At 70.1% G+C, this 26,051-nt stretch carries 21 protein-coding genes; 13 read left to right on the top strand and 8 right to left on the bottom strand.

The window, feature by feature from the left end; genetic code table 11:
• Nucleotides 1–14 precede the first annotated feature (14 nt).
• Nucleotides 15–2,357, top strand: a complete 2,343-nt coding sequence (locus tag MUY14_RS41945; protein WP_247018101.1) for a bifunctional salicylyl-CoA 5-hydroxylase/oxidoreductase — start codon at nucleotides 15–17, stop codon at nucleotides 2,355–2,357.
• Nucleotides 2,354–3,517 (top strand): acyl-CoA dehydrogenase family protein, encoded by a 1,164-nt coding sequence (locus MUY14_RS41940; protein WP_247018100.1) that lies wholly within the window; start codon nucleotides 2,354–2,356, stop codon nucleotides 3,515–3,517. Before MUY14_RS41945 ends, MUY14_RS41940 begins: the two co-directional genes overlap by 4 nt.
• A gap of 308 nt (nucleotides 3,518–3,825) precedes the next feature.
• On the opposite strand, the gene MUY14_RS41935 is transcribed toward MUY14_RS41940, so the two are convergent.
• The 7 genes from MUY14_RS41935 to MUY14_RS41905 form a co-directional block, all read right to left on the bottom strand.
• Entirely contained in the window at nucleotides 3,826–5,229 is a 1,404-nt protein-coding gene (locus MUY14_RS41935; RefSeq protein WP_247018099.1) for a GH1 family beta-glucosidase, read from the bottom strand.
• A gap of 43 nt (nucleotides 5,230–5,272) precedes the next feature.
• The gene (locus tag MUY14_RS41930; RefSeq protein WP_247018098.1) at nucleotides 5,273–6,262 is read right to left on the bottom strand and encodes an ABC transporter ATP-binding protein; all 990 of its coding nucleotides are present in this window, start codon (nucleotides 6,260–6,262) and stop codon (nucleotides 5,273–5,275) included.
• On the bottom strand, nucleotides 6,259–7,251 hold the full coding sequence (locus MUY14_RS41925; RefSeq protein WP_247018097.1) for an ABC transporter permease: 993 nt from the start codon (nucleotides 7,249–7,251) through the stop codon (nucleotides 6,259–6,261). The genes MUY14_RS41930 and MUY14_RS41925 overlap by 4 nt, the downstream gene beginning before the upstream one ends.
• Nucleotide 7,252: 1 nt before the next feature.
• Nucleotides 7,253–8,233 carry an ABC transporter permease gene (locus MUY14_RS41920; protein ID WP_247018096.1) on the bottom strand — a complete coding sequence of 327 codons (981 nt, stop codon included), beginning with the start codon at nucleotides 8,231–8,233 and terminating at the stop codon, nucleotides 7,253–7,255.
• On the bottom strand, nucleotides 8,230–9,246 hold the full coding sequence (locus tag MUY14_RS41915) for an ABC transporter ATP-binding protein (protein WP_315863304.1): 1,017 nt from the start codon (nucleotides 9,244–9,246) through the stop codon (nucleotides 8,230–8,232). The genes MUY14_RS41920 and MUY14_RS41915 overlap by 4 nt, the downstream gene beginning before the upstream one ends.
• A gap of 108 nt (nucleotides 9,247–9,354) precedes the next feature.
• Nucleotides 9,355–11,025, bottom strand: coding sequence for an ABC transporter substrate-binding protein (locus MUY14_RS41910; protein WP_247018093.1), 1,671 nt, complete (start codon nucleotides 11,023–11,025; stop codon nucleotides 9,355–9,357).
• 204 nt (nucleotides 11,026–11,229) lie between these two features.
• The gene (locus MUY14_RS41905; RefSeq protein WP_247018091.1) at nucleotides 11,230–12,417 is read right to left on the bottom strand and encodes an ROK family transcriptional regulator; all 1,188 of its coding nucleotides are present in this window, start codon (nucleotides 12,415–12,417) and stop codon (nucleotides 11,230–11,232) included.
• A gap of 131 nt (nucleotides 12,418–12,548) precedes the next feature.
• On the opposite strand from MUY14_RS41905, the gene MUY14_RS41900 reads away from it, so the two are divergent.
• The 6 genes from MUY14_RS41900 to MUY14_RS41870 all read left to right on the top strand — a co-directional run bounded on the left by MUY14_RS41900 (nucleotide 12,549) and on the right by MUY14_RS41870 (nucleotide 20,953).
• Nucleotides 12,549–13,793, top strand: coding sequence for an ROK family transcriptional regulator (locus tag MUY14_RS41900; RefSeq protein ID WP_247018089.1), 1,245 nt, complete (start codon nucleotides 12,549–12,551; stop codon nucleotides 13,791–13,793).
• A gap of 747 nt (nucleotides 13,794–14,540) precedes the next feature.
• A complete protein-coding gene (locus MUY14_RS41895) occupies nucleotides 14,541–15,755 on the top strand; it encodes a glycoside hydrolase family 16 protein (RefSeq protein WP_247018087.1) in 1,215 nt (404 codons plus the stop codon).
• Nucleotides 15,756–15,835: 80 nt separating this feature from the next.
• Entirely contained in the window at nucleotides 15,836–16,903 is a 1,068-nt protein-coding gene (locus MUY14_RS47165; protein WP_315863243.1) for a ricin-type beta-trefoil lectin domain protein, read from the top strand.
• Nucleotides 16,900–18,753, top strand: a complete 1,854-nt coding sequence (locus tag MUY14_RS41880) for a ricin-type beta-trefoil lectin domain protein (RefSeq protein ID WP_247018085.1) — start codon at nucleotides 16,900–16,902, stop codon at nucleotides 18,751–18,753. Before MUY14_RS47165 ends, MUY14_RS41880 begins: the two co-directional genes overlap by 4 nt.
• On the top strand, nucleotides 18,750–20,111 hold the full coding sequence (locus MUY14_RS41875) for a chitinase (RefSeq protein ID WP_247018083.1): 1,362 nt from the start codon (nucleotides 18,750–18,752) through the stop codon (nucleotides 20,109–20,111). Before MUY14_RS41880 ends, MUY14_RS41875 begins: the two co-directional genes overlap by 4 nt.
• 185 nt (nucleotides 20,112–20,296) lie before the next feature.
• Nucleotides 20,297–20,953 carry a DNA alkylation repair protein gene (locus MUY14_RS41870; protein WP_247018082.1) on the top strand — a complete coding sequence of 219 codons (657 nt, stop codon included), beginning with the start codon at nucleotides 20,297–20,299 and terminating at the stop codon, nucleotides 20,951–20,953.
• Here MUY14_RS41870 and MUY14_RS41865 read toward each other — a convergent pair whose 3' ends face one another.
• Nucleotides 20,954–21,676, bottom strand: a complete 723-nt coding sequence (locus MUY14_RS41865) for a GntR family transcriptional regulator (protein ID WP_247018081.1) — start codon at nucleotides 21,674–21,676, stop codon at nucleotides 20,954–20,956.
• 115 nt (nucleotides 21,677–21,791) lie between these two features.
• On the opposite strand from MUY14_RS41865, the gene MUY14_RS41860 reads away from it, so the two are divergent.
• From MUY14_RS41860 to MUY14_RS41840, 5 genes are read left to right on the top strand one after another with little or no spacing between them, the layout of a single operon-like run.
• Nucleotides 21,792–23,036, top strand: coding sequence for an MFS transporter (locus MUY14_RS41860; protein ID WP_247018080.1), 1,245 nt, complete (start codon nucleotides 21,792–21,794; stop codon nucleotides 23,034–23,036).
• Nucleotides 23,037–23,046: 10 nt separating this feature from the next.
• Complete coding sequence (locus MUY14_RS41855) at nucleotides 23,047–23,841, top strand: putative hydro-lyase (RefSeq protein ID WP_247018079.1); 795 nt, start codon at nucleotides 23,047–23,049, stop codon at nucleotides 23,839–23,841.
• Between the two features lies 1 nt (nucleotide 23,842).
• Nucleotides 23,843–24,592, top strand: a complete 750-nt coding sequence (locus MUY14_RS41850; protein WP_247018077.1) for a LamB/YcsF family protein — start codon at nucleotides 23,843–23,845, stop codon at nucleotides 24,590–24,592.
• On the top strand, nucleotides 24,589–25,200 hold the full coding sequence (locus MUY14_RS41845) for an allophanate hydrolase subunit 1 (protein WP_247018075.1): 612 nt from the start codon (nucleotides 24,589–24,591) through the stop codon (nucleotides 25,198–25,200). Before MUY14_RS41850 ends, MUY14_RS41845 begins: the two co-directional genes overlap by 4 nt.
• Nucleotides 25,197–26,033, top strand: a complete 837-nt coding sequence (locus tag MUY14_RS41840; RefSeq protein ID WP_247018073.1) for a biotin-dependent carboxyltransferase family protein — start codon at nucleotides 25,197–25,199, stop codon at nucleotides 26,031–26,033. The genes MUY14_RS41845 and MUY14_RS41840 overlap by 4 nt, the downstream gene beginning before the upstream one ends.
• Nucleotides 26,034–26,051 lie beyond the last annotated feature (18 nt).

The raw sequence follows: 26,051 nt of genomic DNA, 5'->3' as shown, positions 1-26,051 counted from the left end.
ATACCCTGGACGGCGTGCGTATCGCGGTCATCGGCGGCGGCCCGGCGGGTCTGTACTTCGCCGCGCTGGCGAAACAGCTCGGTCCCGGTCACGAAATCACGGTCTGGGAGCGCAACGCCCCGGACGACACGTTCGGCTTCGGCGTCGTGTTCTCCGACGAGACGCTCGGCGGCATCGAGCACGCCGACGCAGCCGTCCACGACGCCATGAAGGCCGAGTTCGCGCGCTGGGACGACATCGACGTCCACTACCGCGGCACCGTCACCACCTCGGGCGGCCACGGCTTCGCCGCGATGAGCCGCAAGCGCTTGCTCGGCATCCTGCAGAGCCGCTGCGGCGAGCTCGGCGTCGGGCTGCACTTCCGGGAAGAGGCGCCGGCCGACCTCTCGGGGTACGACCTGGTCGTCGCCGCCGACGGCCTCAACTCCGCGATCCGCAACCGGTTCGCCGAGACCTTCCGGCCGAGCGTCGAGACCCGCCGGTGCCGCTACATCTGGCTGGGCACGGACCTGGTGTTCGACGCCTTCAAGTTCTACGTCCTCGAAACGCCGGCCGGGATCATGCAGATCCACGGCTACCCGTACGGCCGCGACGGCAGCACGTTCATCCTCGAGGTCGAGGAAGACGTCTGGCAGCGGACGTTCGCGCCGGTCGCGGCGGCTTCGCTGAAGCCGGGCGAGAGCGACGAGAAGTCCATCGCGCTGATCCGCGAGCTGTGCGCCGAGGTCCTCGACGGCCACCAGGTCATGGCGAACAACTCGAAGTGGGTCTCGTTCGGCACCGTCCGCTGCGAGACGTGGGTGCACGAGAACGTCGTCCTCCTCGGCGACGCGGCGCACACCGCGCACTTCTCGATCGGCTCCGGCACGAAGCTCGCGATGGAGGACGCGCTCGCGCTCGCCGCCTGCCTGCACGAAAACGACGGCGTCGCCGAGGCGCTCAAGGCCTACGAGCTGGAACGGCGGCCGGTCGTCACGTCGACGCAGCGCGCCGCGCAGGCCAGCCTGGAGTGGTTCGAGAACATCGCGCAGTACGCGCACCAGGAGCCGCCGCAGTTCGCGTTCAACATCCTCACGCGCAGCCGCCGCGTCACCTACGACAACCTCCGCCTGCGCGACCCGGAGTTCGCCACCGAGCTGGACGACTGGTTCGCCCGGTCGCTCGGGACGACGTCGCGGCCGCCGATGTTCCAGCCGTTCAAGCTCGGTTCGCTGGAACTGCCGAACCGGATCATCGTGTCCCCGATGGACATGTACTCGGCGGAAGACGGCGTGCCCGGCGACTTCCACCTGGTGCACCTGGGCAGCAAGGCGCTCGGCGGTGCCGGGCTGGTGATGACCGAGATGGTCTGCGTCTCCCCCGAAGGCCGGATCACCCCCGGCTGCGGCGGGCTGTACACGCCCGAGCAGGAAGCCGCCTGGAAGCGGGTGGTGGACTTCGTGCACACGCAGTCGCCCGCGCGCATCGGTGTCCAATTGGGACACTCCGGCCGCAAGGGCTCGACGAAACTCATGTGGAACGGCATCGACGAGCCGCTGCCCTCGGGCAACTGGGAAGTCTGCGCACCTTCGGCGGTGCCGTACTCCTCACGCAACCAGGTCCCGCGTGAGCTGTCCACATCGGACCTCGCGGAGATCCGCGACCAGTTCGTCGCGTGCGCCCAGGCAGCCGCCCGCGCCGGGTTCGACGTCCTCGAACTGCACTGCGCGCACGGTTACCTGCTGTCGTCGTTCCTCTCCCCGCTGACCAACCGGCGGACCGATTCCTACGGCGGCTCGCTGGAGAACCGGCTGCGCTTCCCGCTCGAAGTCTTCGACGCCGTCCGCGCCGCGTGGCCCGCCGAGCGGCCGATGACCGTCCGGATCTCGGCGACCGACTGGTGCGAGGGCGGTATCGACGCCGACGACGCCGTCGAGATCGCGCGGGCGTTCGCTTCCCACGGCGCCGCGGGCATCGACGTCTCCACCGGCCAGGTCGTCAGCGAGGAACGCCCGCAGTACGGGCGCAGCTACCAGACGCCGTACGCGGACCGGATCCGCAACGAAATCGGCGAGGAGTACGGGATCGCGGTGATCGCGGTCGGCGCGATCTCGTCGTACGACGACGTGAACTCGATCATCCTGGCCGGCCGCGCAGACCTCTGCGCGCTGGGCCGCACGCACCTCTACGATCCACAGTGGACGCTGCACGCGGCGGCCGAACAGGACTACCCGCTGGCGTGGCCGAAGCCGTTCGCCGCGGGCAGCCGCAAACCCCAGACCGGCCGCAGCGACGGGCCGGAGCCACGCCTCGACCTCGTCCGTTCGGGCCCCACGGGGACCGCCCATGCTCGCTGGCGACCGGGAGCACCACGATGACCGCTTTCGCTTTGACCGCCGAGCAGCAAGCTTTCGCCGCGGAAGTCCGGCGGCTGGGCGAGGACCAGCTGCGCCCGCTGGCCGAGTCCGGTGTGGAGGGTGCGGTGAACCGCCCGCTCCTCAAGGCCATGGGCGCGCTCGGCTTGCTCGCCCGGCTCTTCCCCGGGGTCGCTTCGGGAGCGCCGTCGAGGCAGGCCGCCGCGACGGACCTGTGCATCCTGCGCGAGAACCTGGCCACGGTGAGCACCGAGGCCGAGACCGCGCTCGCGTTGCAGGGCTTGGGAAGTTACCCGGTCCTGCAGTCCGGACAGGACGAACAGGTGGCGAAGTGGCTGCCCGCGGTGGCGGCCGGCGACGCGGTGGCGGCGTTCGCGCTGACCGAGCCGGACGCCGGTTCGGACGCGGCCGCACTGTCGTTGAAAGCGGAACCCGACGGCGACGGCTGGCGCCTGACCGGCGAAAAGATGTGGATTTCCAACGCACCGGAAGCGGACTTCTACACGGTGTTCGCGCGCACCAACCCGGACGCGGGATCGCGCGGGGTGAGCGCGTTCGTCGTCCCGGCGGACCGCCCGGGCTTGGGCGGCGAGCACCTCGACCTGGTCAGCCCGCACCCGATCGGCACGGTCACGTTCGACGGCGTCGAGGTCCGGCGTGAGGAACTGCTGGGCGAGGAGAACCGCGGCTTCGCCGTCGCGATGCGGACGCTGGACCTGTTCCGCCCGAGCGTCGGCGCGTTCGCCGTCGGCATGGCCCAGGCGGCACTGGACGCCACGGTTTCCCATACCGGCGAACGAGAAGCGTTCGGCGGCCCGCTGATCAAGCAGCAGGCGGTGGCGCACGCACTGGCGGAGATGGCGACCCGCACGGAAGCCGCCCGCCTGCTGGTCTACGCGGCGGCGGGCGCCTACGACGCGGGCGAGCAGAACCTCGGCGGCCGCGCGGCGATGGCGAAGCTGTTCGCGACCGAGGCGGCCCAGTTCGTCGTCGACTCGGCGGTCCAGCTGCACGGTGCGCGCGCCTTGCGCCGCGGGCACCTGCTGGAGCACCTCTACCGCGAGGTCCGCGCACCCCGCATCTACGAAGGCGCGTCGGAGATCCAGCGCACGATCATCGCCCGCTGGCTCGCTTCGGCGTCCGGTCGAGCCACCACTGGCTGAGCAGCAACAGCGTCAGCACGCTCAGCGCGGCCGAAACCGTGTTCATGCACATGGCGAAGCCAGACGCGCCCGACCCGCCGGTGCACGACGGGTGCGTCCGCCGCGGCCACGGCCAGAGTAGTGCTGCGCGAACCCGGCCGGCGCGGGCACGCGCGGGATCGAGCGTGAGGTAGGGCGGCACCGAATAGGCGAGGAAGTGGTGGCGACGGCCGTGGGTGGCGCCGCTCGCACTGGTCGTCGCCGCCTACCCGGGGACGGCACCATGGGGTGAGCCACCACAACCGTGGTGGGGCTCACCCCACCGCCGTTCAGCTGCCCCGCACCCGCCGGACAGTGTCGCGGTAGAAGTAGCCGCTCTGCTTGATCGTGCGCTCCTGCGTCTCGTAGTCCACCCGGATCAGCCCGAACCGCTTCGCGTACCCGTACGCCCACTCGAAGTTGTCCAAAAGGGACCAAGCGAAGTACCCGCGCACGTCCGCCCCGGCCTCACGCGCCGCCGCCACGGCCGCGATGTGTGAGGCCAGGTAAGCCGTCCGCTGTTCGTCGCGGACGAAGCCCGCCGAGTCCGGGTCGTCGTCGAACGCCGAGCCGTTCTCCGTGATGTACATCGGCAAACCCGGGTAGTCACGGCCCAGGCGCGTCAGCAGCTCGGTGAACTTGCCCGGCAGGATCTCCCACCCCATCGCCGTCGTCGGCTCGCCGAACGGGACCGTGCGGGAGGCCGGGACGCCCTCGTCGTCGACCGTGCGGCCGGCCTCGTCCACGCCCGAAAACTGCTGGCCGAAGTAGTAGTTCACGCCCAGGAAGTCCAGCGGGGTCGAAATGATCGCCAGGTCGCCGTCCTGGATCGGGAGCTTCACCCCGCGGGATGCCAGATCCTCCACGACGTCGTCCGGGTACTGCCCGTGAACCAGCGGGTCGAGGTAGACGCGGACGCCGAGACCGTCCGCCTGGCGAGCCGCGCGCACGTCTTCCTCGGACTCCGTCGCCGGGTCGGCCGTGCACATGTTGAGCGTGATGCCGAACTGCGTGTCCGCCGGCGCCGCCTCGCGCATCCGCTGCGTCGCCAGGCCGTGGCCGAGCAGCAGGTGGTGCACCGCGTGCAGGCCGGCCGCGTAGTCCCGCCGCCCGGGCGCCATCACGCCGTGCACGTACCCGTGCATCGCCGAGCACCACGGCTCGTTCAGCGTCGTCCAGTGGCGGACCCGGTCGGAGAGCCGGTCGAACACCAGCATCGCGTAGTCCGCGAACCGGTACGCCGTGTCGCGCGCCGGCCAGCCGCCCGCGTCCTCCAGCTCCTGCGGCAGGTCCCAGTGGTACAGCGTCAGCCACGGCGTGATCCCGCGGCTCAGCGTCTCGTCGACCAGCCGGTCGTAGAAACCGAGGCCGGCCTCGTTGACGCCGCCGCGGCCGCGCGGCTGGACCCGGGGCCACGCCACGGAAAAGCGGTACGTGTCCGCGCCCAGTTCGCGCACCAGCTCGATGTCCGACGGCATCCGGTGGTAGTGGTCGCACGCCACGTCACCGTTGTCGTTGTTGTCGATCGCCCACGGGACCTGGCAGAAGGTGTCCCAGATGGACGGTGTGCGTCCGTCTTCCGCGACCGCGCCTTCGATCTGGTACGCGGCGGTGGCGACACCCCAGCGGAAGTCCGGCGGCAGGGTGTCGATCAGCGCCTGCTGGTCGGCGGTCGCGGCGGTGGTCTCGGTCAAGGCAGCACTCCTCCAGTGGTACCGGACAGGGGCAGACGGCGTTCTAGGGGGCGACCGGGTGCAGCCAGCACGCGACTTCGCGCGCCGGATCACCCGGGGTGCCCAGCAGCGGCACACGGTCGGGGCACGGCTCGAAAGCCTTGGGGCAGCGCGGGTGGAACGCGCAGCCTGACGGCATCCCCCGCGTGTCCGGCGGCGAACCGGGGATCCCGGCCAGCTCACGGCGCGGCCCGCGCAGCGCGGGGAACGAGTTCAGCAGGCCGTGGCTGTACGGGTGCAGCGCGTCCCGGTAGAGGTCCGCGGCCGGCGCCTGCTCGACGATCCGGCCGCCGTACATGATCGCGATCCGGTCCGAGAACTCCACCAGCAATGAAAGGTCGTGCGTGATGAACAGGACCGAGAAACCCAGCCGTTCCCGCAGTTCGACCAGCTGGCCGAGGATCTGCCGCTGCATCACGACGTCGAGCGCCGTGGTCGGCTCGTCCATGATGACGACCCGCGGCTCGAGCGCGAGCGCCATCGCGATCATCACGCGCTGCCGCATACCGCCGGAGAGCTGGTGTGGGTACGCCTCCAGGCGGTCGGCCGAAATCCCGACCAGCCGGAGCAGGTCACGCGCCCGCGCCACCCGGCCCGGGCGGGACGTGCCCGGCTCGTGCGCCTTGATGACGTCGACCAGCTGCGTGACGACCTTGTGCACCGGGTTCAGCGAGTTCATCGCGCCCTGGAACACGATGGACGTCTCCGCCCACCGGAACCCGCGCAGCTGCTTGTCGGTCAGCTTCAGCACGTCGTAGGGCTCGCCGTCGGCGGGGTGGTAGATCACCTCGCCGCCGCGGATGACGCCCGGCGGGGCGAGCAGCCGCGTCAGCCCGTAGGCCAAAGTGGACTTCCCGCTGCCGCTTTCCCCGGCCAGGCCGAGCACTTCGCCGCGGTGCAGCGTCAGGTGCACGTCCCGGACCGCGCGCACGGCCTCGTCGCCGACGCCGTAGTCGACGTCGAGGCCCTTGATCTCCAGGACCGGGTCCATCATGGCTTTTCCTCTCGCCCGAGCACGGGCGTGAAGCCCACCCGCATGCGGTGCGTCCGCCCGTCGGCGCCGCGCACGCGCGCCTTGCCGCTGCCGCGCAGGCGCGGGCTGACGAACTCGTCGATGCCGAAGTTGAGCAGGGACAACGCGGTGCCGAGGATCGCGATCGCCAGCCCGGCCGGCACGAACCACCACCACGCGCCCTGCGCGAGGGCCTGCTGGCTCTGCGCCCAGAACAGGATCGTGCCCCAGTTCCAGTTGGACAGTCCCGAGACGCCGACGAACGCCAGCGTGATCTCGGACATCACCGCGAAGATCACCGTGCCGACGAAGCTGGACGCGATCACCGCGGTCAGGTTCGGCAGGATCTCGAAGAAGATGATCCGCCACGTCGACTCGCCGGTCGCCCGGGCCGCCTCGACGTATTCCCGGCCGCGCAACGAAAGCGTCTGTGCTCTGAGGACACGCGCGCCCCAGGCCCACGACGTGAAGCCGATGATCACCGCCACCAGGATGTCGCCGCCGGTGGGCACCGCGCTGCCGATGATGATGATCAGCGGCAACGCCGGGATCACCAGGAACACGTTGGACAGTGCGGAAAGGCCCTCACCGGTGTTGCCGCCGAGGTAGCCGGAGGCCACGCCGACGACGACGGCGAGGATCGTCGCCACCACCCCGGCGGCCAGCCCGACCAGCATGACGCTGCGCGTGCCGACCACGACCTGGCTGAAGATGTCCTGGCCGAGGTGGGTTGTGCCGAACCAGTGCCGTCCGGACGGTCCTTCGAGCAGGTCACTGCTGCGCGCGGAGGGGTCGTACGGTGCGATCCACTCGCCGATGACCGCGATCACCAGGAAGAAGACGATGACGGCCAGGCCGGTGCCGGTCTTGCCGCCGGTCAGGAACCGGAACCGGCGCCGCTTCGCCCGGCCGGCGATCGCGTCGACGGGGAGGGCCTGGGCGGCTTTGACGTCCGCCGCGGGTACGGCCATGTCAGCCCTCCTTCCGGGTGCGCGGGTCGAGTGCGAGGTAGGCGACGTCGGCGAAGAGGTTCGCCACCAGCACGGACAGCGTGATGATCAGGAAGATGCCCTGCATCAGCGGGTAGTCCTGCGAGCCGACCGCCTGGAACAGCTGGAACCCGACGCCCGGGTAGGAGAAGACGATCTCCACCAGCAACGTCCCGCCGACGATGAAGCCCAGCGCCAGCGCGAAGCCGGACACGCTCGGCAGCAGCGCGTTGCGCGCCGCGTAGCCGACCATCACCCGGCGCTCGGGCAGCCCCTTGGCGTGCGCGACCGTCACGTAGTCCTCCGAAGCGACGGTGACCATCATGTTGCGCATGCCCAGGATCCAGCTGCCCATCGAGCTGATCAGGATGGTCAGCGCGGGCAGCAGGCTGTGCTGGATCGCGCTGCCGATGAACGTGCCGTCCCAGCCCGGGATCGTGCCCGGGTCGTAGCCGCCCGACGACGGGAAGAAGCTCCCCGGGCCGGCCAGCAGCGTCAGCGCGATCAGGCCGAGCCAGAAGTACGGGATCGACGACAGGAACGTCGTCACCGGCAGCAGGCCGTCGACCCACGAGCCGCGCTTCCAGCCGGCGACCACGCCGAGGCCGGTGCCGATGGCGAAACCGACGATCGTGGTGATGCCGACCAGGATGATCGTCCACGGCAGACTGTCGCCGAGCAGTTCGGACACCGGGGTCGGGAAGAACGTGAACGAGATCCCGAGGTCGCCCCGGAAGAGCTGGCCCCAGTAGTCGAAGTACTGGGAGATCAGGCTTTCGTTCTTGTCGAGTCCGAACAGGACGTACAGCGACTGGATCGCGTCCGCGCTGAGCATGCCCTGGTTCTTCGCGATCAGCGACTGCACCGGGTCGCCCGGGATCAGCCGCGGGATGAAGAAGTTGATGGTGACGGCGGCCCACGCGGTGAAGACGTAGAAGAGCAGCCGTTGCAGCAGGTACCTCATCGGGCGGCCCCGTCGTACAGCCAGCACGCGGCCCAGTGCCCGGGCGCGTCGTCGACCTCGAACCGCGGCGGCAGGTCGGTCTTGCACCGTTCCATCGCGACCGGGCAGCGCGGGTGGAACCGGCACCCGGACGGCGGGTCGATCAGGCTCGGCGGCTCGCCGGCCCCGCGCTCGGCGGGCACCTCACCCGGGTCGAGCTCGGCGTCCCCGCCGGCCAGCCGGTCGGGATCGGGCGCGGAGTCGATGAGCAGCCGAGTGTAGGGGTGCGCCGGATTCTGCGTGATGGTCTCGCTGTCGCCGCCCTCGACCATCCGGCCCGCGTACATCACCATCGTCTCGTCGGCGAAGTAGCGTGCCGACGCGATGTCGTGCGTGATGTAGAGGATCGCGAGGTGCAGGCGTTCCTTGAGGTCCCGCAACAGGTTCAGCACGCCGAGCCGGATCGAGACGTCCAACATGGACACCGGCTCGTCGGCCAGCAGCGCTTCGGGATCGGCGCCGAGCGCCCGCGCGATCGCCACGCGCTGGCGCTGGCCACCGGACAGCTCGTGCGGGAACTTGTCGATGTAGCGCTCCGGCGGCGTCAGCTGCACGCGGGAAAGCAGGTCGTGCAACGACTTCTCGAGGTCGTCGCCGGCCCGGCCGTGGATCTTCAGCGCCCGCGTCAGGTGGTAGCGCACGGTGTGCACCGGGTTGAGTGAAGCGAACGGGTCCTGGAAGATCATCTGGACCCGGCGGGCGTAAGCGCGGAACGCCTTGCCGTGCTTGACGTCCACCGTTTCGCCGTGCAGCCGGATGTCGCCGGCGGTGCGCGGGTAGAGGCCCGCGAGCAGCCGCGCGACCGTCGACTTGCCCGAACCGGACTCGCCGACCAGCGCGGTGACCCGGCCCCGCCGCAGCGTCAGGGTCACGTCGTCGACGGCCTGGATGGCCCGCTTCGGGCCGGTCAGCGCCGCGCGGCCCTTGCGGCGGACCGGGAAGTGCTTCGTGAGCCCCGCCGCTTCGAGGACCACGGGGAGGTCCCCCTCCGACCCGACGGCGACGGGGTCGGAGGGGGCGGGGGCGGCCGCGTCGCCGCGGCCGTCCCCGTGTTCGGTCGTCACTGCCGAATCCGCCATCGGTCAGGCCGACGGCTTCAGGTGCAGGACGATGTCGAGCGCGTTGCGCAGCGTCGGCTGGGCCGGCGCGTACGGGTTGGCCTCGTCCGGCCAGCCCGTCCAGTTCTTCGTGCTGTACTCGCCGCCGGAGTTGGCCGCCGAGGTCGGGACCATCGGCTGCTGGTCGATCATGATCTTCTGCAGCGTCGCCATCGCGGCGGTGCGGGCGGCGTCGTCCTCGGCGTTGGCGTAGGTCGCGAGCGCGTTCGTCGCTTCGTCGTTCTTGAAGCGGCCGTAGTTGCCGTTGATGCCACCTTGGCCGGTCGGCTTGTAGCGGCTGCCGTCCATCACGTCGCGGTACAGGTCGTACGGCGTCGCACCGTCGTTGGTCCAGTGCATCAGGCCTTCGAAGTCACCGGTGTCGACCGACTTGATCCACGCGTCCTGGTTCATCTTCTCGACCGTGGCGGTGATACCGAGCTGGGACAGGTTGTCCTTGATGATCTCGAGGTCGGTGATGTAGTCCGACCAGCCCGACGGGACCGTGAGCTTGAGGGTGACCGGCTTACCGCTCGGGTCGGCCAGTTTGTCGCCGTTGTACTTGTAGCCCGCGCCGGTCAGCAGCGCCTTGGCGCCCGGGACGTCGACCTTGACCGTCTGGCCCTTGTACTGCGGCGCGATGAACGGGTCGCCCGCCGGCGTGGGGATGCCGGTGACCTGGTCGTTCTTCGGGTAGAAGTAGCCGGCTTCGCCCTGGTTGAAGATGTCGTCGCGGTTGATCACCTTGCTGACCGCCTGGCGCAGCTTCGCGTCGTTCCAGGGCGCCTTTTCGGTGTTGAACCAGAGGCCGTGGACGGCCAGCTGCGCGGGGAACCAGAGCTTGTAGTGCTGCGGGTCCTTGCTGGTGTAGACGGCCTTGTAGTTCGGGATGAAGACGAAGCTCCACTCCGACGCGCCGCTGACCAGCGCGCTCACCTGCGCGTTGTTGTCGGTGTAGGAGGTGTAGCGGATCTCCTTGACCTTCGGCGCTTCCTGCCAGTAGCCGTCGCGGCGGGTGACGATCATCGTCTGCGGCGTGGCCGACTTGAGCGTGTAGGGCCCGGTGCCGATCGGGTTCTTCACGGTGTCGAGCGCCGGGTCCTTGACGGACTGCCAGGCGTGCTTGGGCACGACGAGGGTCTGCAGGATCTTGAGCTGGTTGACGAACTGGGAGGTCTCGAAGCCCAGCGTCACCTGGTTGCCGGCCGCGGCGATGTCCTTGTACGGCACGGCGTCGACGTTCAGCGCCTTGTTGTCGCGCAGCAGCTGGAACGTGTAGGCGACGTCTTCACCGGTCATCGGCTGGCCGTCGGAGAACTTCACGCCGTCACGGACGGTCAGGACCAGCTTCTTGTAGTTGTCCGTCCAGTCCCACTTCGTCGCGAGCCAGGGCTTGCCGGGCTCCTGCGGCTTGACGCGGTTGTGCATGACGAGGGGCTCGTAGATCATCCAGCGGTAGCCCATGTTGGACAGCGCGGACGTCTCGAGGAACGGGTTGTTGTTCTCCGACTGCGGGCCGTCGGGCTTGCCGACGTTGAGCACGGCGTCCGGGTTGCCTTGCGCGGCGTTCGAGCTGCCGCTGCCCCCGCACGCGGTCAGGCCACCCACGGCCATGACGGCTACCAGCGCTGCGACGATGGAGCGCTTGACTCGCATCGGTCCTCCTAGCTATCGACGACTTACCTTTGTCGACTGGTAGCGAGCCCCGACCGCCGGCGACCGAACGACGTCGAGAAGTCAACCCGGGTGACTCGGGTCACGTCAATAACACGGCGGTAACGTTTTGTACCTAAGTTTAAGTACTGAAAGAACTGGCGGCCTGAACCTGTGGATCGGACTACTCCTTGCGACGCAAGGAAATCAGCCGGTCCGGCCCCCGCTGGCGAGCAACTGCGCGATCGGCAGCGTCGCCGCGCCGAGCGCGACTGCCTCCGGCCCGAGCCGGCCGAGGACGACCTCGGTGCGCCCGGCGAGGTAGTCGAGCGCGTGCCGGCCGACGGCGTCGCGGACGGCGGGGAGGATCGCCTGCCCCATGATCGCCCCCGCCGAGCCGGAGAGCACCACCCGGTCCGGGCTGAGCAGGTTGATCAGGTTCGCGATGCCGATCCCCAGGTATTCGCCGGTTTCGGCGAGGACGTCGGCGGCGGGACCGTTCTCGCCGGCTTCGGCCACGATGTGCGCCAGCTCGATGTCGCTTTCATCCCCGATGACCGGTTGCTTGCCGACGCGGGCGGCGTAGTGCCGGACGACGGCCTCGGTGCCGACGTAGGCCTCCAGGCAGCCGTGCGAGCCGCACCGGCAGGGCGCGCCGCCGGCCTTGACGACGGTGTGGCCCCACTCGCTGGTCGTGATGCCGGGGTGCGACCGCCCGGCCGTGGCGACGGCGGCCCCGACCCCGACACCGAGCAGGGCGACGATGGCGCGTTCGGCGCCCCGGCCGGCGCCGCGCCAGGTCTCGGCCTGCCCGAGCGTGCGGGCGCGGTTGTCCAGGTGCAGGGGCGCGTCGATGTGGGGGTGGATCAGGTCGCCGAAGGCCACCCCGCGCCAGCCGAGCGTCGGGGCGTGCACGATCCCGCCGTCGCGGACCGCGCCGGGCACGCCGATGCCGACGCCGAACACCGCGTCCGGCCGGCCGCCTTCGAGCACCTCGGCGATGCCCGTGCGCACGAGGCCGGCCACTTCGTCCGGGTCGAGCCGGGTGCCGACGAGCGGGTGGCGCACCGTGCCGAGGGTGCCGAGCGCGCAGTCGAAGAGGCCGACCTCGACGTGCGTTTCGCCGACGTCGACGCCCACGACGTGGCCGAAGTCGGGCCGCACGGCCAGCAGCGTCCGCGGCCGCCCGCCGTCCGATTCGACCGATCCGGCCTCGGCGACGACGCCGTCGGCGATCAGTTCGGAGACGACGTTGGTAACGGTGGCGGCCGAAAGTCCCGATTCAGCTACCAGTTCCAGCCTGCTGACCGGGCCGCGGAGGTAGAGGGAGGAGAGCAGCGCCGCGCGGTTGTGCCGTCGGAGGTCTCTGGTCGTTTGGCGCACCACCTGGGTCACCTGGGGGATTGTGCCAGACACCCACCGTGCGACCATCAGTTCGGGACTTAGTTCACCACTTAATACATAGCCACAACTTACGGTGATCAGGCATCCTGGTCGAAGCCGGTAAGAGTTCAGATGGGTTGTCCATGGCGAGCAAGCGCACCACCGTCCGTGATCTGCGGCGGCACAACCGTTCCCTGCTGCTGTCGAAACTGTACTTCGACGGCCCGCTGTCGCGGCACGAACTCAGCCAGCTCACCGGATTGAGCGCCGCCACGGTCAGCAACGTCACCGCGGAGCTGGGCGAAGAACGCCTCATCACGGAGGCCGGCCAGGTGGAGTCCGACGGCGGCCGCCCGCGCGTGCTGCTGCGCGTCGACCCGGCGTACGGGCACGTGGCGGGCGTCGACATCGGCGAAACCGGCGTCAAGGTGGAGCTGTTCGACCTGGCGATGAACCGGCTGGCGACGGTCGAGCACCCGCTCCCGACGGCCCCGGACGCGGCGACGGCGGTCGAGCAGGTGACGTCCGGCCTGCGCGAGGTGTTCGCGACGGCGGGCATCGACGAGTCGGCCGTGCTGGGCGTGGGCATCGGCGTCCCGGGCACGGTCGAGCAGGGCGCCCGGGTGCTGGTGCACGCCCCGACGGTCGGCTGGGACGCGGTGCCCCTGGTGTCCCTGCTGCGCGACGCGGGGGTCGGGCTGCCGCTGTTCGTGGACAACGGCGCGAAGACGCAGGGCCAGGCGGAGATGTGGTTCGGCGCGGGCCGCGGCGCCCGCCACGCGGTGATCGCCCTGATCGGCTCGGGCGTGGGCGCGGCGGTGGTGACGGACGGAACGACCTACCGCGGCTCGACGAGCAGCGCGGGCGAGTGGGGCCACACGACGATCGCGTACGGCGGCCAGGAGTGCCGCTGCGGCGCGCGGGGGTGCCTGGAGGCGTACATCGGCGCGGGCGCGGTGCTGGCCCGGTACCGGCGGGCGCGCGGCAAGGACGTTTCGGGCGAGGACGAGCAGGCCCAGTTCACGGCGTTGCTGGAGGCGGCACCACGCTCGAAGACGGCGGCCAAGGTCCTCGACGAGACGGCGGGGTACCTGGGCGCGGGGATCGCGAACTTGATCAACTTGTTCAACCCGGAGCGGATAGTGATCGGGGGCTGGGCGGGGCTGGCGCTGGGCGAGCAGCTGCTGCCGCGGATCCGCGCGGTGGCCGGCGAGCACGCGCTGCGGCACCCGTTCAGCCAGACGTCGATCCAGCTGGGATCGCTGGGGTTGGACGCGGTGGCGACGGGGGCGGCGACGTTGCCGGTGGCGGATTTGCTGGAGCAGGGGGCGACGTCCCGCCTGTCGAAGCCGGGCACCTCGGGAGCCCCGGACTCCGACGCGGCGTGATCCTCAGCAGCGGGCTCTGAGCAGCATCACCACCGCAACGGCGAGCGAACCGCGGAGCGTGGGCGGCTTCTCTTCGCTCGTGTCTCCGCCTTGGTCTTCGGAGGTTCGGGGCTGTTGATGTCATGAACGACTCGTTCATGACGTCAGGCGAGGTGAACGGGTCGTTCATGACGCTCCGGACCGGTGTTCTCGGTGCGGTCGGGTGGTGCCTGGCGCAGCTGCGGTGAGCCACGGCTGCCGACCCCGCCCACCAACGCGGCCCACCCTCCCTGGGGGACCGCCCCGCTCCAGCGTATCGACGCACCCCGACGAAACCCGCCCAATCCGCCACTCGGCGCCCGGCTGTCCACAGCCCGGCCAAGTTGTGGACAACCGGCCCCAGCGAGCGCCGCACGGCCGAGCCACCCCAGCGGCCGAACCATCCGCACAACCCACCCACAACACCCGCGAGCACGAGCCGAACCACCCGTGCCCCACTCACCGGGAATCCCAACGCGCCAGCTCACCGTCACTCACCCACCCTTAATTCGGGTTGAAAAAAAATGACGGTCCGACGGTTGCCCGGCTTGTCTGGACCATGCATACTTTGTTGCCAGACACAACAAAGCCCGTCCCCGAGCCACCCCGCCCCGGCTCGAGGGCTGAACCGCGCCTGCCGCCGCCCCGGCATGCGCAGCACCTCCCCCTCCCCGCGTTCCGTGCTGCGCGCGGAACGCCGTCCCCCCAACGGTGAGAGAGGCGACAACGATGTCCACCTCAAAACTCCGCAAGAGATGGGCGGCGCTCTTCGCCGCCTGTTCGCTGCTCGTCCTCGGGCAGCAAGCGCTGACCGCGCCGGCCGCCGAAGCCGCGGCCACCTTCACCGATGACTTCAACGGGCCCGCCGGGTCCGCCGTCGACGGGTCGAAGTGGCAGCTCGAGACCGGTGACAACGTCAACAACCACGAGCGGCAGTACTACACCTCCGGCACCAGCAACGCCCAGCTCGACGGGCAGGGCCACCTCGTCATCACGGCCAAGAAGGAAAACCCCGGCAACTACAACTGCTGGTACGGCCGCTGCGAGTACACCTCCGCTCGGATGAACACCGCCGGCAAGTTCAGCCAGGCCTACGGCCACTTCGAGACGCGCATGAAGCTCCCGCGCGGCCAGGGCATGTGGCCCGCGTTCTGGATGCTCGGCGGCGGGAACTGGCCCACCGACGGCGAAATCGACGTCATGGAGAACGTCGGGTTCGAGCCGAACACCGTGCACGGCACCATCCACGGGCCCGGCTACTCCGGCTCCGGCGGCATCGGCGCGGCCTACAACGGCCCGAACTTCTCCGACGACTTCCACACCTACGCCGTCAACTGGGCGCCCAACCAGATCAAGTGGTACGTCGACGGGAACCTCTACCAGACGCGCACGCCGTCGGACCTCAACGGCAACCGCTGGGTCTACGACCACAGCTTCTTCCTGATCCTGAACCTCGCCGTCGGCGGGTACTGGCCCGGCGACCCCAACAGCAGCACGCAGTTCCCGCAGCAGCTGGTCGTCGACTACGTGCACGTCACCACCGACACCGGCGGCGGCACCCCGCCCACCGGCCGGATCACCGGGATCGGCGGCAAGTGCGTCGACGTCGCCGGCGCGAACAGCGCCAACGGGACACCGATCCAGATCACCGACTGCAACGGCAACGCCGCGCAGAACTGGACGATCGGCACCGACGGCACCATCCGCGCCCTCGGCAAGTGCATGGACGTCAACGCGGCGGGCACCGCCGACGGGACACCGGTGCAGCTCTACGACTGCAACGGCACCGGCGCCCAGAAGTGGGCGATCTCCGGGGCGAAGGACATCGTGAACCCCAACGCGAACAAGTGCCTCGACGCCACCGGCAACTCGAGTGCGAACGGCACCCGACTGCAGATCTGGACCTGCGGCGGCGGCGCGAACCAGAAGTGGACCACGCCCTGATCCGCTCACCCCTCGTGAGTGTTTAGGGCGGTTCTGACCGCCCTAAACACTCACGACCCTTTCCCCATAAGGAGAAACCAGTGCGGCGAATCCTCGTCGCGCTAATGGGGTGTGCCCTGTTAGCGCTTTCTTTCCTCACGTCCGGCTCCGCCCAAGCGGCGGTCGAAGCGGGCCCGTCGGCGAGCCAGCTGCTCGCAAAAATCCAGAACTGCCAGCAGATCTCCAACGGCAAGTATTCCTTCGACGAAGGCGGCGCGGCCACCGTTCCCGTCTGCCAGACCGCCGGCGCCGTGTTCTTCACCGCCGACATGGACGTCGACTGCGACGGTGTCCGCACCACGCAGTGCAACGAGAACACCGACTGCTGCTTCTACCCCGACACCGCGTTCCACACCTCGACCGACCAGCCGCTCAACGCGGCGCAACTGCCCTACATCGTCCTCCCGCAGCCGACGTCCACATGGGACTACCGCAACTACGGGATCGACGGCGGTTCGGTCGTGGCGGTGATCTACAACAACCAAGTCACCTACGCGGTCGTCGGCGACACCGGCCCGACGAGCATCATCGGTGAGGCGTCCTACGCGACCGCCGTCAGCCTCGGCATCAACCCCGACCCGAAGAACGGCGGCACCGAAGGCCCGGTGACCTACGTCGTGTTCCCGAACACGCACGTCGACCCGATCGAGAACCACGGGAACGCGGTCAGCCTCGGCGAGCAGGTCGCCACGCAGTTCGTCGGCGGCACCACGCCCCCGCCCGCCGGCACGGCCGGGCCGATCAAGGGCATCGGCGGCAAGTGCGCCGACGTCGCGGGTGCGAACAACGCCAACGGAACCGCCGTCCAGCTCTACGACTGCAACGGCTCAGGCGCTCAACAGTGGACAGTCGGCACCGACGGAACCGTGAAAGCACTCGGCAAGTGCCTCGACGTCACCAGCGCGGGCACCGCGAACGGCACTCAGACCCAGCTGTGGGACTGCAACGGAAGCAACGCGCAAAAGTGGTCGGCCAACGCGGCGAAGAACCTCGTCAACACCGGCTCCGGCAAGTGCCTCGACGCCACCGGGAACTCGAGCGCCAACGGGACCCGGCTCCAGATCTGGACCTGTGGGTCCGGCGCGAACCAGAAGTGGACGCTCCCATGAGGAAACTGCTCACCCTGCTCGGCGTGACCGCGCTCGCCGCGGCCACCTTCGCCGCGCCCGCGCAAGCCGCGGGCGAAACCGTCAACATCTGGCTCACCACCACCAGCGACTCCGGTGGCCGGACGGTCACCCGCGGCCTCCAGCAGCAGACGCCGATCTCGTTCGCCGCGGGCACCGGCACCGGTGGCGTGACCATCAACGTCAACGAAGGCACCACCTACCAACAGTTCGAGGGTGGCGGAGCGTCCTTCACGGACACCGCGGCCTGGCTGATGAACTCCAGCGGCGCACTGTCCCCAGCCACCCGCGACGACACGATGCGCAAGCTGTTCGACCCGAACAACGGCATCGGGCTGAGCTTCATCCGCAACCCGCTCGGCGCGTCCGACCTGGCCCGCTACAGCTACACCTTCGACGACGTGCCGGCCGGGCAGACCGACCCGAACCTGACGCACTTCTCGATCGCCCACGACCAGGCCGACGTGCTGCCGCTGACCAAGCAGGCCAAGCAGCTCAACCCACAGGCCAAGGTGATGGCGTCGCCGTGGAGCGCGCCGCCGTGGATGAAGGACAACGACAGCTACCTGCTCGGCTGGGTCGAATCGCAGTACTACCCGGCCTACGCGCAGTACTTCGTCAAGTACCTCCAGGCCTACCAGGCCGCTGGCGTGCCGATCGACTACGTCTCGATGCAGAACGAGCCGACGTGCTGCGCGAGCTACCCGTCGACCAACTGGAACGGCGCCGGGCTCGCGTACTTCGCGAAGAACAACCTGCTGCCGGCCCTGCAGGGTGCCGGACTGTCCACAAAGGTCTTCGCGCTCGACTGGAACTGGGACACCTACGCCTCCTACGGCGCCCCGACCCTGGACGACGCGGCGATCCGCACCCACCCGAACTTCGGGGGCGTGGCCTGGCACGGCTACGGCGGGAACATCGCGCAGCAGACGACCACGCACAACCAGTACCCGAACGTCAACGCCTACTCGACCGAGCACTCCGGTGGCACCTGGATCTCGAACCAGCAGGCCGAAGACATGAACAACATCGTGGACTACACCCGGAACTGGTCGAAGAGCGTGACCAAGTGGAGCCTCGCCGTCGACCAGAACATGGGGCCGCACAACGGCGGCTGCGGCACCTGCACCGGCCTGATCACCGTCCACAACGGAGACTCGCGCAGCGGGCAGGTCGACTACACCGTCGAGTACTACACGATGGGCCACCTGACGAAGTTCGTGAAGCCGGGCGCGTACCGGATCGACTCGAACGACAACTCGACCGTCCGCAACGTCGCCTGGAAGAACCCGGACGGCTCGAAGGCGCTGATCGCGTACAACTCGGGCACCGGCGCCCAGAGCGTGCGGGTGAACTGGGGCAACTCGTCGTTCACCTACTCCCTGCCCGGTCACACCTCGGCGACGTTCACGTGGAGCGGCAACCAGGGCAACGGCGGCGGCACCGGCGGGACCGGCCCGATCACCGGCCTCGGCGGGAAGTGCGTCGACGTCGCCGGGGCGAGCAGCGCCAACGGCACCGCGGTCCAGCTCTACGACTGCAACGGCTCGACGGCCCAGCAGTGGACCGCCGGCACCGACGGCACGATCCGCGCGCTCGGCAAGTGCCTCGACGTCACCGGACAGTCCACAGCGGACGGCGCCCAGCTGCAGCTCTGGGACTGCGGTGGGACGGCCAACCAGAGATGGGCGGCCACCGCGGCCAAGGACCTCGTCGGCTCCGCGTCGAACAAATGCGTCGACGCCACCGGCAACTCCAGCGCCAACGGCACCCGGCTGCAGATCTGGACCTGCACCGGTGCCGCCAACCAGAAGTGGAACGTGCCCGCATGAAGAAGACAGCAGTACTCGGCGCCCTGATCGCCGCGTCGGCGCTGGTTCTCGCCCCCGGTGTCGCGCAGGCGGCGACCGGGCCGATCACCGGCATCGCCGGCAAGTGCGTCGACGTCAACGCGGCGAGCACCGCCAACGGAACCGCCGTCCAGCTCTACGACTGCAACGGCTCCAACGCTCAACAGTGGACAGTCGGCTCCGACGGATCCCTGCAGGCGCTGGGCAAGTGCCTCGACGTGACGAGCGCCGGCACCGCGAACGGCACGACGATCCAGCTCTGGGACTGCAATGGCAGCAATGCCCAGAAGTGGACGGCCAACGCGGCGAAGAACCTCGTCAACACCGGCTCGGGCAAGTGCCTCGACGCCACCGGGAACTCGAGTGCCAACGGCACCCGGCTGCAGATCTGGACGTGCGCGAGCACGGCCAACCAGCAGTGGACGCTCCCGTCCGGCGGCACCACCCCGCCGCCGACCGGGCCGGGCGCGATGGCCGTCGCGCCGTACCTCTACAACGGCTGGGGCGACCCGCCCAACCCGTCCACGATCATGAACGCCACCGGCGTCAAGTGGTTCACGATGGCGTTCATCCTGTCCAACGGCTACTGCAACCCGCAGTGGGACGGCGGCCGCGCGCTCGCCGGCGGCGTCGACCAGAGCACGATCGACACCATCCGCGCGGGCGGCGGCGACATCATCCCGTCGTTCGGCGGCTACTCCGGCAACAAGCTGGAGTCGTCGTGCGGCAGCGCCGGTGAACTGGCGGCCGGCTACCAGAAGGTGATCAACGCCTACGGCCTCAAGGCGATCGACATCGACATCGAGGCCGACGCCTACAGCAACCCGACGGTGCAGCAGCGCGCGGTCGACGCGCTGAAGACGGTCCGGGCGAACAACCCGGGCATCAAGCTGTACGTCACCTTCGGCACCGGCCAGTCCGGACCGGACAACAGCCTGGTGAACCGGGCCGCGCAGGCCGGGCTCACCGTCGACGGCTGGGTCATCATGCCGTTCGACTTCGGCGGCGCCGGCCAGAACATGGGCACGCTGACCCAGCGGGCGGCCGAGGGCCTCAAGAACGTCGTCAAGGGCGCGTACGGCTACGACGACGACACCGCCTACCGGCACATGGGCATCTCGTCGATGAACGGCATCACCGACAACAGCGAGACGGTCACCCTGAACGACTTCACCACCATCCTGGGCTACGCGAACGCGCACCACCTGGCCCGGTTGACGTTCTGGTCGGCCAACCGCGACCGCCCCTGCCCGGGCGCCTACCCGAACAACGACACGTGTTCGGGCGTTTCCCAGCAGGCGTGGGACTTCACGCGCATCTTCGCGCGCTACGCCGGCTGACACACGGAGTAGGGCTGCCGGGCCGCGGCACTGGGGAGGCGGCGACCCGGCAGCGTGGTCCGCCTGCCGCTGGGGGTCTCCGGCGGCGGAACCGCACCGAGGTTATCCAGCCGGAATCGCACGCGGCCGGTGCTCGGCCCGTCCGGACGCCAAGCGTGCCCGAACGCGCACCGTAAACTGACGGCGTGGCGGAGACGACCGTGGACGAAGTGCTGGCCGAGCTGGCGGCCCTCGACGACCCCAAGGCCCGTGCGGTCAACGAAAAGCACGGCGACGACCACGGCGTCAACCTGAGCAAGCTGCGCGCCGTCGCCAAACGGTTGAAGACGCAGCAAGACCTCGCGCGTGAACTGTGGGCGACGGACGACACCGCGGCCAAGCTCCTCGCGACGCTGATCTGCCGCCCCAAGGCCTTCGAGCGCGCCGAGCTCGACGCCATGCTCCGCACCGCGCGCACGCCGAAGGTGCACGACTGGCTCGTCAACTACGTCGTCAAGAAGAGCCCGCACGCCGAAGAACTGCGCGAGGCCTGGTTCGCCGACCCGGACCCGGTGGTCGCGAGCGCCGGCTGGGCGTTGACGACCGCTCGCGTACCCGCGATGACCGCGGGCCTGGCCGAACTCCTCGACGTCATCGAGAAAGACATGAAGAACGCCCCGGACCGCCTGCAGTGGGCGATGAACCACTGCCTGGCCCAGATCGGCATCGAGCACGCCGAGCTGCGCGCGCGGGCGATCGAGATCGGCGAACGCCTGGAAGTCCTCAAGGACTACCCGACGCCGCCGAACTGCACTTCCCCGTTCGCGCCCGTCTGGATCGCCGAGATCGTGCGACGGCGGTAGCTACTCCGCCGCGCTCGCCGCGCGGGCGGCGTCCGCTCGATCGGCGTACGCCTCGACCAGCTGCTCCTCCGCGTCCGCGAGGTACTTCATCAGCAGCTGCTCCGCGCCCGGCCCGTCGCCCGCCTCGATGCGGTCGAGGATCTCGTGGTTGCGCGGCAGGTAGCGCTCGTGGAAGCGGCGCGGCTCGGCCATGATGTGGAAGACCAGCCGCAGCTCGGCGGTCAGCCTGCCGACCAGCTCGTTGACGCGCTCGCTGCCGGACAGCGCGGCCAGCTCCTGGTGGAACCACACGTTCGCGGTGCCGAGGTCCTTCCAGTTGCCGGAGCGGGCGGCCTCGTCGCCGATGTCGACCTTCTCCTTGATCCGCGCGAAGGACGCCGGCTTGGCCGTCACCCCGCGGACCGCCGCACACTCGATGATCTTGCGGACGCGGTAGATGTCGACGACGTCCTCGATGCTCGGGATGCGGACGAAGACCCCGCGGTTGAGCTCGTGGGCCAGCAGCCGCTCGTGCGTGAGCAGCCGGAACGCCTCGCGCAGCGTGTTGCGCGAGACGCCGAGCGCGTTGCCGATGTCCTGCTCCGAGAGCCGGCCGCCGGGCAGGAAGAAGCCCTCCGCGATGCGCTTGCGCAGGACGCCGGCGACCCGTTCGGCCGTGCTCTTGCGGCTGACCAGGCCGCGGTCGGCCGCCAGGCCCGGTAACCCGCTGTCTTCGGTGACCACACTCCGATGGTACCCGTCACACAGGGGACGATCCAATTGCCATCTTGTGGAATTGTTGAACAATCCCTACCGTGTGAGGCACGCCACGATGAGAGACACTGGCCAGGAGGTGCCCATGACCGCGACCACTGCAACCGAGGCCCGGCCGTTCGACTGGTTCCGCACGCTCGGCAAACGCGGACGGCGTGCCTTCGTCGGCGCGTTCGGCGGCTACGGCCTGGACTCGTTCGACTACCAGACGCTGCCGCTCGGCCTGGCCGCCATCACGGTCTATTTCGGCATTTCGAGCGGCGAAGCCGGCCTGCTGGGCACGACGACGCTGGTCGTGTCGGCCGTCGGCGGCGTCGGCGCGGGCATGCTCGCCGACCGCATCGGCCGCGTCCGCACGCTCCAGATCACCATCGCGATGTACACGATCTTCACGGTGCTCTGCGGGTTCGCGCCGAACTTCGAGACGCTGCTGATCTTCCGCGCCCTGCAGGGCCTGGGCTTCGGCGGCGAGTGGGCGGCCGGCGCCGCGCTGGTCGCGGAGTACTCGCAGGCCAAGTACCGCGGCCGGACCGTGGCGTTCGTGCAGAGCGCGTGGGCGGTCGGCTGGGGCCTGTCGGTGGTCGTCTACACCGTGGTGTTCACCGTCGCGAGCGACGACGTGGCCTGGCGGATCATGTTCTGGACCGGCGTCATCCCGGCGCTGCTCGTGCTGTGGGTCCGCAAGAGTGTGAAGGACGCCCCGCGCGCGGAGGAACGCCTCAAGGCCGAACGCCCGAAGGGCACGCTGCTCCGGATCTTCAAGGGCGATCTCCTGCGCACGACGTTCTTCGCCGCGCTGCTGGCCACCGGCGTCCAGGGCGGCTACTACACGATCTCGACGTGGCTCCCGTCGTACCTGAAGAAGACGCGCGAACTGACCGTGATCGGCACCGGCGGCTACCTCGCGTTCCTCATCACCGGCGCGTTCGTCGGGTACGTCTGCGGCGGCTACCTCACGGACCTGCTGGGGCGCAAGAAAACCTTCCTGACCTTCGCGCTGCTCTCGGCCGCGCTGATCGTCGCGTACACGCAGATCCCCAAGGGCGCCAACGGGCTCGTGCTCGTCCTCGGCTTCCCGCTCGGCTTCTCGATGTCCGCGATCTTCAGCGGCTTCGGCGCCTACCTCGCCGAGCTGTACCCGACGGCGCTGCGCGGGACGGGCCAGGGCTTCACCTACAACTTCGGCCGCGCGGTCGGGGCGATCTTCCCGACCGTCGTGGGCTTCCTCGGCGCCGGCGGGGCGATCGTCTTCGGCGCGCTCGGCTACGGAATCGCGGTGCTCGCGCTGCTCGGCCTCCCGGAAACCCGGGGCATCGAACTCGTCGATTGAGGGGGAACTCATGACGACCTTTGACCAGCCGGCCACGTTCACGCCGGCGCAGGCGCGTGCGGCCTTCCGCCGCGGCACCGCCCGCCCCACCACGGGCTGGGCCAACGGCTTCACCCAGACGAACCTGATCGCCGTCCCCGAGGACTGGGCGTACGACGTCCTGCTCTTCTGCACCCGCAACCCGCAGCCGTGCCCACTGCTCGACGTCACCGACGCCGGCGACCCGGGCACCCGGCTCGCCGAGGGCGCGGACCTGCGCACCGACCTGCCGCGCTACCGGATCTGGCAGAACGGCGTGCTGGCCGGCGAGGTGGCGGACGCGACCGGGCTGTGGCGCAGCGACATGGTCGCCTTCTCGATCGGCTGCAGCTTCACGTTCGAGACGGCGCTGGCCGCCGGGGGAGTCCCGCTGCGGCACGTCGAGCAGGGCCGCAACGTCGCGATGTACGTGACGAACCGGCAGTGCGAGCCCGCCGGGCGGCTGTTCGGGCCGATGGTCGTGTCGATGCGGCAGATCCCGGAGGACCGCGTCGACGACGCCATCCGGATCACCCGGGCGATGCCCGCCGTGCACGGCGCCCCCGTGCACATCGGCGACCCGCTGGCGCTGGGGATCGAGGACCTCTCGCGGCCGGACTTCGGCGATCCGGTGGACGCGCACGCGAGCGACGTCCCGGTGTTCTGGGCCTGCGGCGTCACCCCGCAGGCGGCGCTGATGGCGTCGCGGCCTCCCTTTGCGATCACCCACGCGCCGGGGTACATGTTCATCACCGACCGCCACGACAGCGAATACCGGGTGGGCTGAAATGGACTTGAACAGCGACCTCGGCGAGGGCTTCGGCGCCTGGAAGATGGGCGACGACGAAGCCATGCTCGACATCGTGACCAGCGCGAACATCGCGTGCGGCTTCCACGCGGGCGACCCGTCGGTGATGCGGCGGGTGTGCGACCTGGCGGCCGAGCGCGGCGTCGCGATCGGCGCGCACGTCGGGTACCGCGACCTGGCCGGGTTCGGCAGGCGCGCGCTCGACATCGCGCCGGACGACCTGGCCGACGAGGTGCTCTACCAGATCGGCGCGCTCGACGCGTTCGCGCGCGCGGCCGGCAGCGCCGTGACGTACGTGAAGCCGCACGGCGCGCTGTACAACACCGCGGCGGTGGACGCCGAGCAGGCCGCGGCGATCGTCGACGGCCTGCGCCGGTACGACCCCGCGCTCGCGCTGCTCTGCCTGCCGAACTCGGAAATGCAGCGGCAGGCGGAGATCGCGGGCGTGGTGGCGTACGCGGAGGCGTTCGCGGACCGCGCGTACACCGCCGACGGCAAGCTGGTCTCGCGCAAGCGGCCGGGCGCGGTCCTGCACGACCCCGACGTCGTCGCCGAGCGCGCGGTCGGCATGGCGACCGGCGGCGTCGTGACCGAGGACGGCACCAAGCTCGACGTGCGCCCGGATTCCCTGTGCGTGCACGGGGACACGCCGGGCGCGGTGGAGCTGGCCCGCCGGATCGAGGCGGCGCTGACCGACGCCGGCGTCCAGCTCGGCGCGTTCACCGGATGACCGTCCGGTTGCTGCCGTGCGGACGGCGCGCGGTGCTGGTCGAGACCGGCGACGTGCTCGGTTACCAGGCGGCGTTGGCGGAACTGGCCCCGGACGGCGTCGAGGAGCTGGTCCCGGCGGCGCGGACGCTGCTGGTCCGCTTCGACCCGGCGGTGACCGACGCCGGCCGGCTGGGCGCGGTGCTGCGCGAAGTGTCCCCTGTGGACAGTGCGAGGGCCGACGCGGGTGAGGTGGTGATCCCGGTGGTGTACGACGGCGAAGACCTGGCCGAGGTCGCCGCGGAAACGGGGCTGAGCATCGGTGCGCTGATCGCCCGCCACAGCGGCGGCTCGTACGTTTCGGCGTTCTGCGGGTTCGCGCCGGGTTTCGCGTACCTGTCCGGCTCGGACCCGGCCCTGCACGTGTCCCGCCGGTCTTCGCCGCGCACCCGGATCCCGCCGGGTTCGGTGGCGATCGCGGGCGAGTACAGCGCGATCTACCCGAGCGCGTCCCCCGGCGGCTGGCGGCTGCTGGGCCGCACGGACGTGCCGGTCTGGGACGTCGAGCGCGACCCGCCGAACCTGCTGCCGCCGGGCACCCGCGTCCGGTTCACGGCGGTGCCGTCGTGAAGCTGGAAGTCGTGCGGCCGGGCTTCTCGACGACGGTGCAGGACCTCGGCCGCCCCGGGCACGCGGCGCTGGGCGTCGGCCGGTCCGGCGCGGCCGACCGCGCGTCGTTCCGGCTGGCCAACCGGCTCGTCGGGAACCCCGGTGGAGCGGCCGCTCTGGAGGTGACGCTGGGCGGACTGGTGCTGCGCGCTTCGGCCGTCACGACGGTCGCGGTGACCGGAGCCGCTTGCCCGCTGTCGAAGGGCGGCTTGAACTCGCCGATCACGTTGTGGCCGGGCGAAGAACTCGCGCTGGGCACGGCTTCTTCGGGCCTGCGCTGCTACGTCGCGGTGCGCGGCGGCATCGACGTGCCGCCGGTGCTGGGCTCGCGGGCAACGGACACGCTGGGAAAGCTGGGCCCGCCGCCGCTCGCCGCGGGCATGCTGCTGCCGATCGGCCTGGCGCCGCGGGAGTTCCCCGTCGTGGACCTCGCACCCCGGGCGGCGTTGCCGGAATCGCCGGTGTTGCGGGTGACGCCGGGACCGCGTCGCGACTGGTTCGCCACCCCGGACGACCTGCTGTCCACTGCGTACACGGTCTCGCCCGATTCGGACCGCGTCGGCATCCGGTTTACCGGCGCGCCGCTCGCCCGGGCGCGCCACGACGAGCTGCCGTCCGAGGCGTGCGTCCCGGGCTCGCTGCAGGTCCCGCCGTCCGGCCGCCCGATCCTGTTCCACGCCGACCACCCGACGACCGGCGGCTACCCGGTGATCGCCGTCGTCGAGGAGGCCGACCTCGACCTCGCGGCCCAGCTGCGGCCGGGTCAGACCGTGCGCTTCCGTCCCGCGTCGTGAGTGTCTAGGGCGGTCAGA

Origin of the sequence: Amycolatopsis sp. FBCC-B4732, assembly GCF_023008405.1 — a bacterium.
GTDB lineage: Bacteria > Actinomycetota > Actinomycetes > Mycobacteriales > Pseudonocardiaceae > Amycolatopsis > Amycolatopsis pretoriensis_A.
This window is presented reverse-complemented; position numbering and strand designations above follow the sequence as displayed.

Coding starts and splice junctions, on each gene's coding strand:
- MUY14_RS41880 (WP_247018085.1), top strand. CDS start 16,900: ATGAGGAAACTGCTCACCCTGCTCGGCGTGACCGCGCTCGCCGCGGCC.
- MUY14_RS41855 (WP_247018079.1), top strand. CDS start 23,047: ATGACGACCTTTGACCAGCCGGCCACGTTCACGCCGGCGCAGGCGCGT.
- MUY14_RS41860 (WP_247018080.1), top strand. CDS start 21,792: ATGACCGCGACCACTGCAACCGAGGCCCGGCCGTTCGACTGGTTCCGC.
- MUY14_RS41900 (WP_247018089.1), top strand. CDS start 12,549: ATGGCGAGCAAGCGCACCACCGTCCGTGATCTGCGGCGGCACAACCGT.
- MUY14_RS41940 (WP_247018100.1), top strand. CDS start 2,354: ATGACCGCTTTCGCTTTGACCGCCGAGCAGCAAGCTTTCGCCGCGGAA.
- MUY14_RS41875 (WP_247018083.1), top strand. CDS start 18,750: ATGAAGAAGACAGCAGTACTCGGCGCCCTGATCGCCGCGTCGGCGCTG.
- MUY14_RS41910 (WP_247018093.1), bottom strand. CDS start 11,025: ATGCGAGTCAAGCGCTCCATCGTCGCAGCGCTGGTAGCCGTCATGGCC.
- MUY14_RS41925 (WP_247018097.1), bottom strand. CDS start 7,251: ATGGCCGTACCCGCGGCGGACGTCAAAGCCGCCCAGGCCCTCCCCGTC.
- MUY14_RS41850 (WP_247018077.1), top strand. CDS start 23,843: ATGGACTTGAACAGCGACCTCGGCGAGGGCTTCGGCGCCTGGAAGATG.
- MUY14_RS41930 (WP_247018098.1), bottom strand. CDS start 6,262: ATGATGGACCCGGTCCTGGAGATCAAGGGCCTCGACGTCGACTACGGC.
- MUY14_RS41895 (WP_247018087.1), top strand. CDS start 14,541: ATGTCCACCTCAAAACTCCGCAAGAGATGGGCGGCGCTCTTCGCCGCC.
- MUY14_RS41920 (WP_247018096.1), bottom strand. CDS start 8,233: ATGAGGTACCTGCTGCAACGGCTGCTCTTCTACGTCTTCACCGCGTGG.
- MUY14_RS41845 (WP_247018075.1), top strand. CDS start 24,589: ATGACCGTCCGGTTGCTGCCGTGCGGACGGCGCGCGGTGCTGGTCGAG.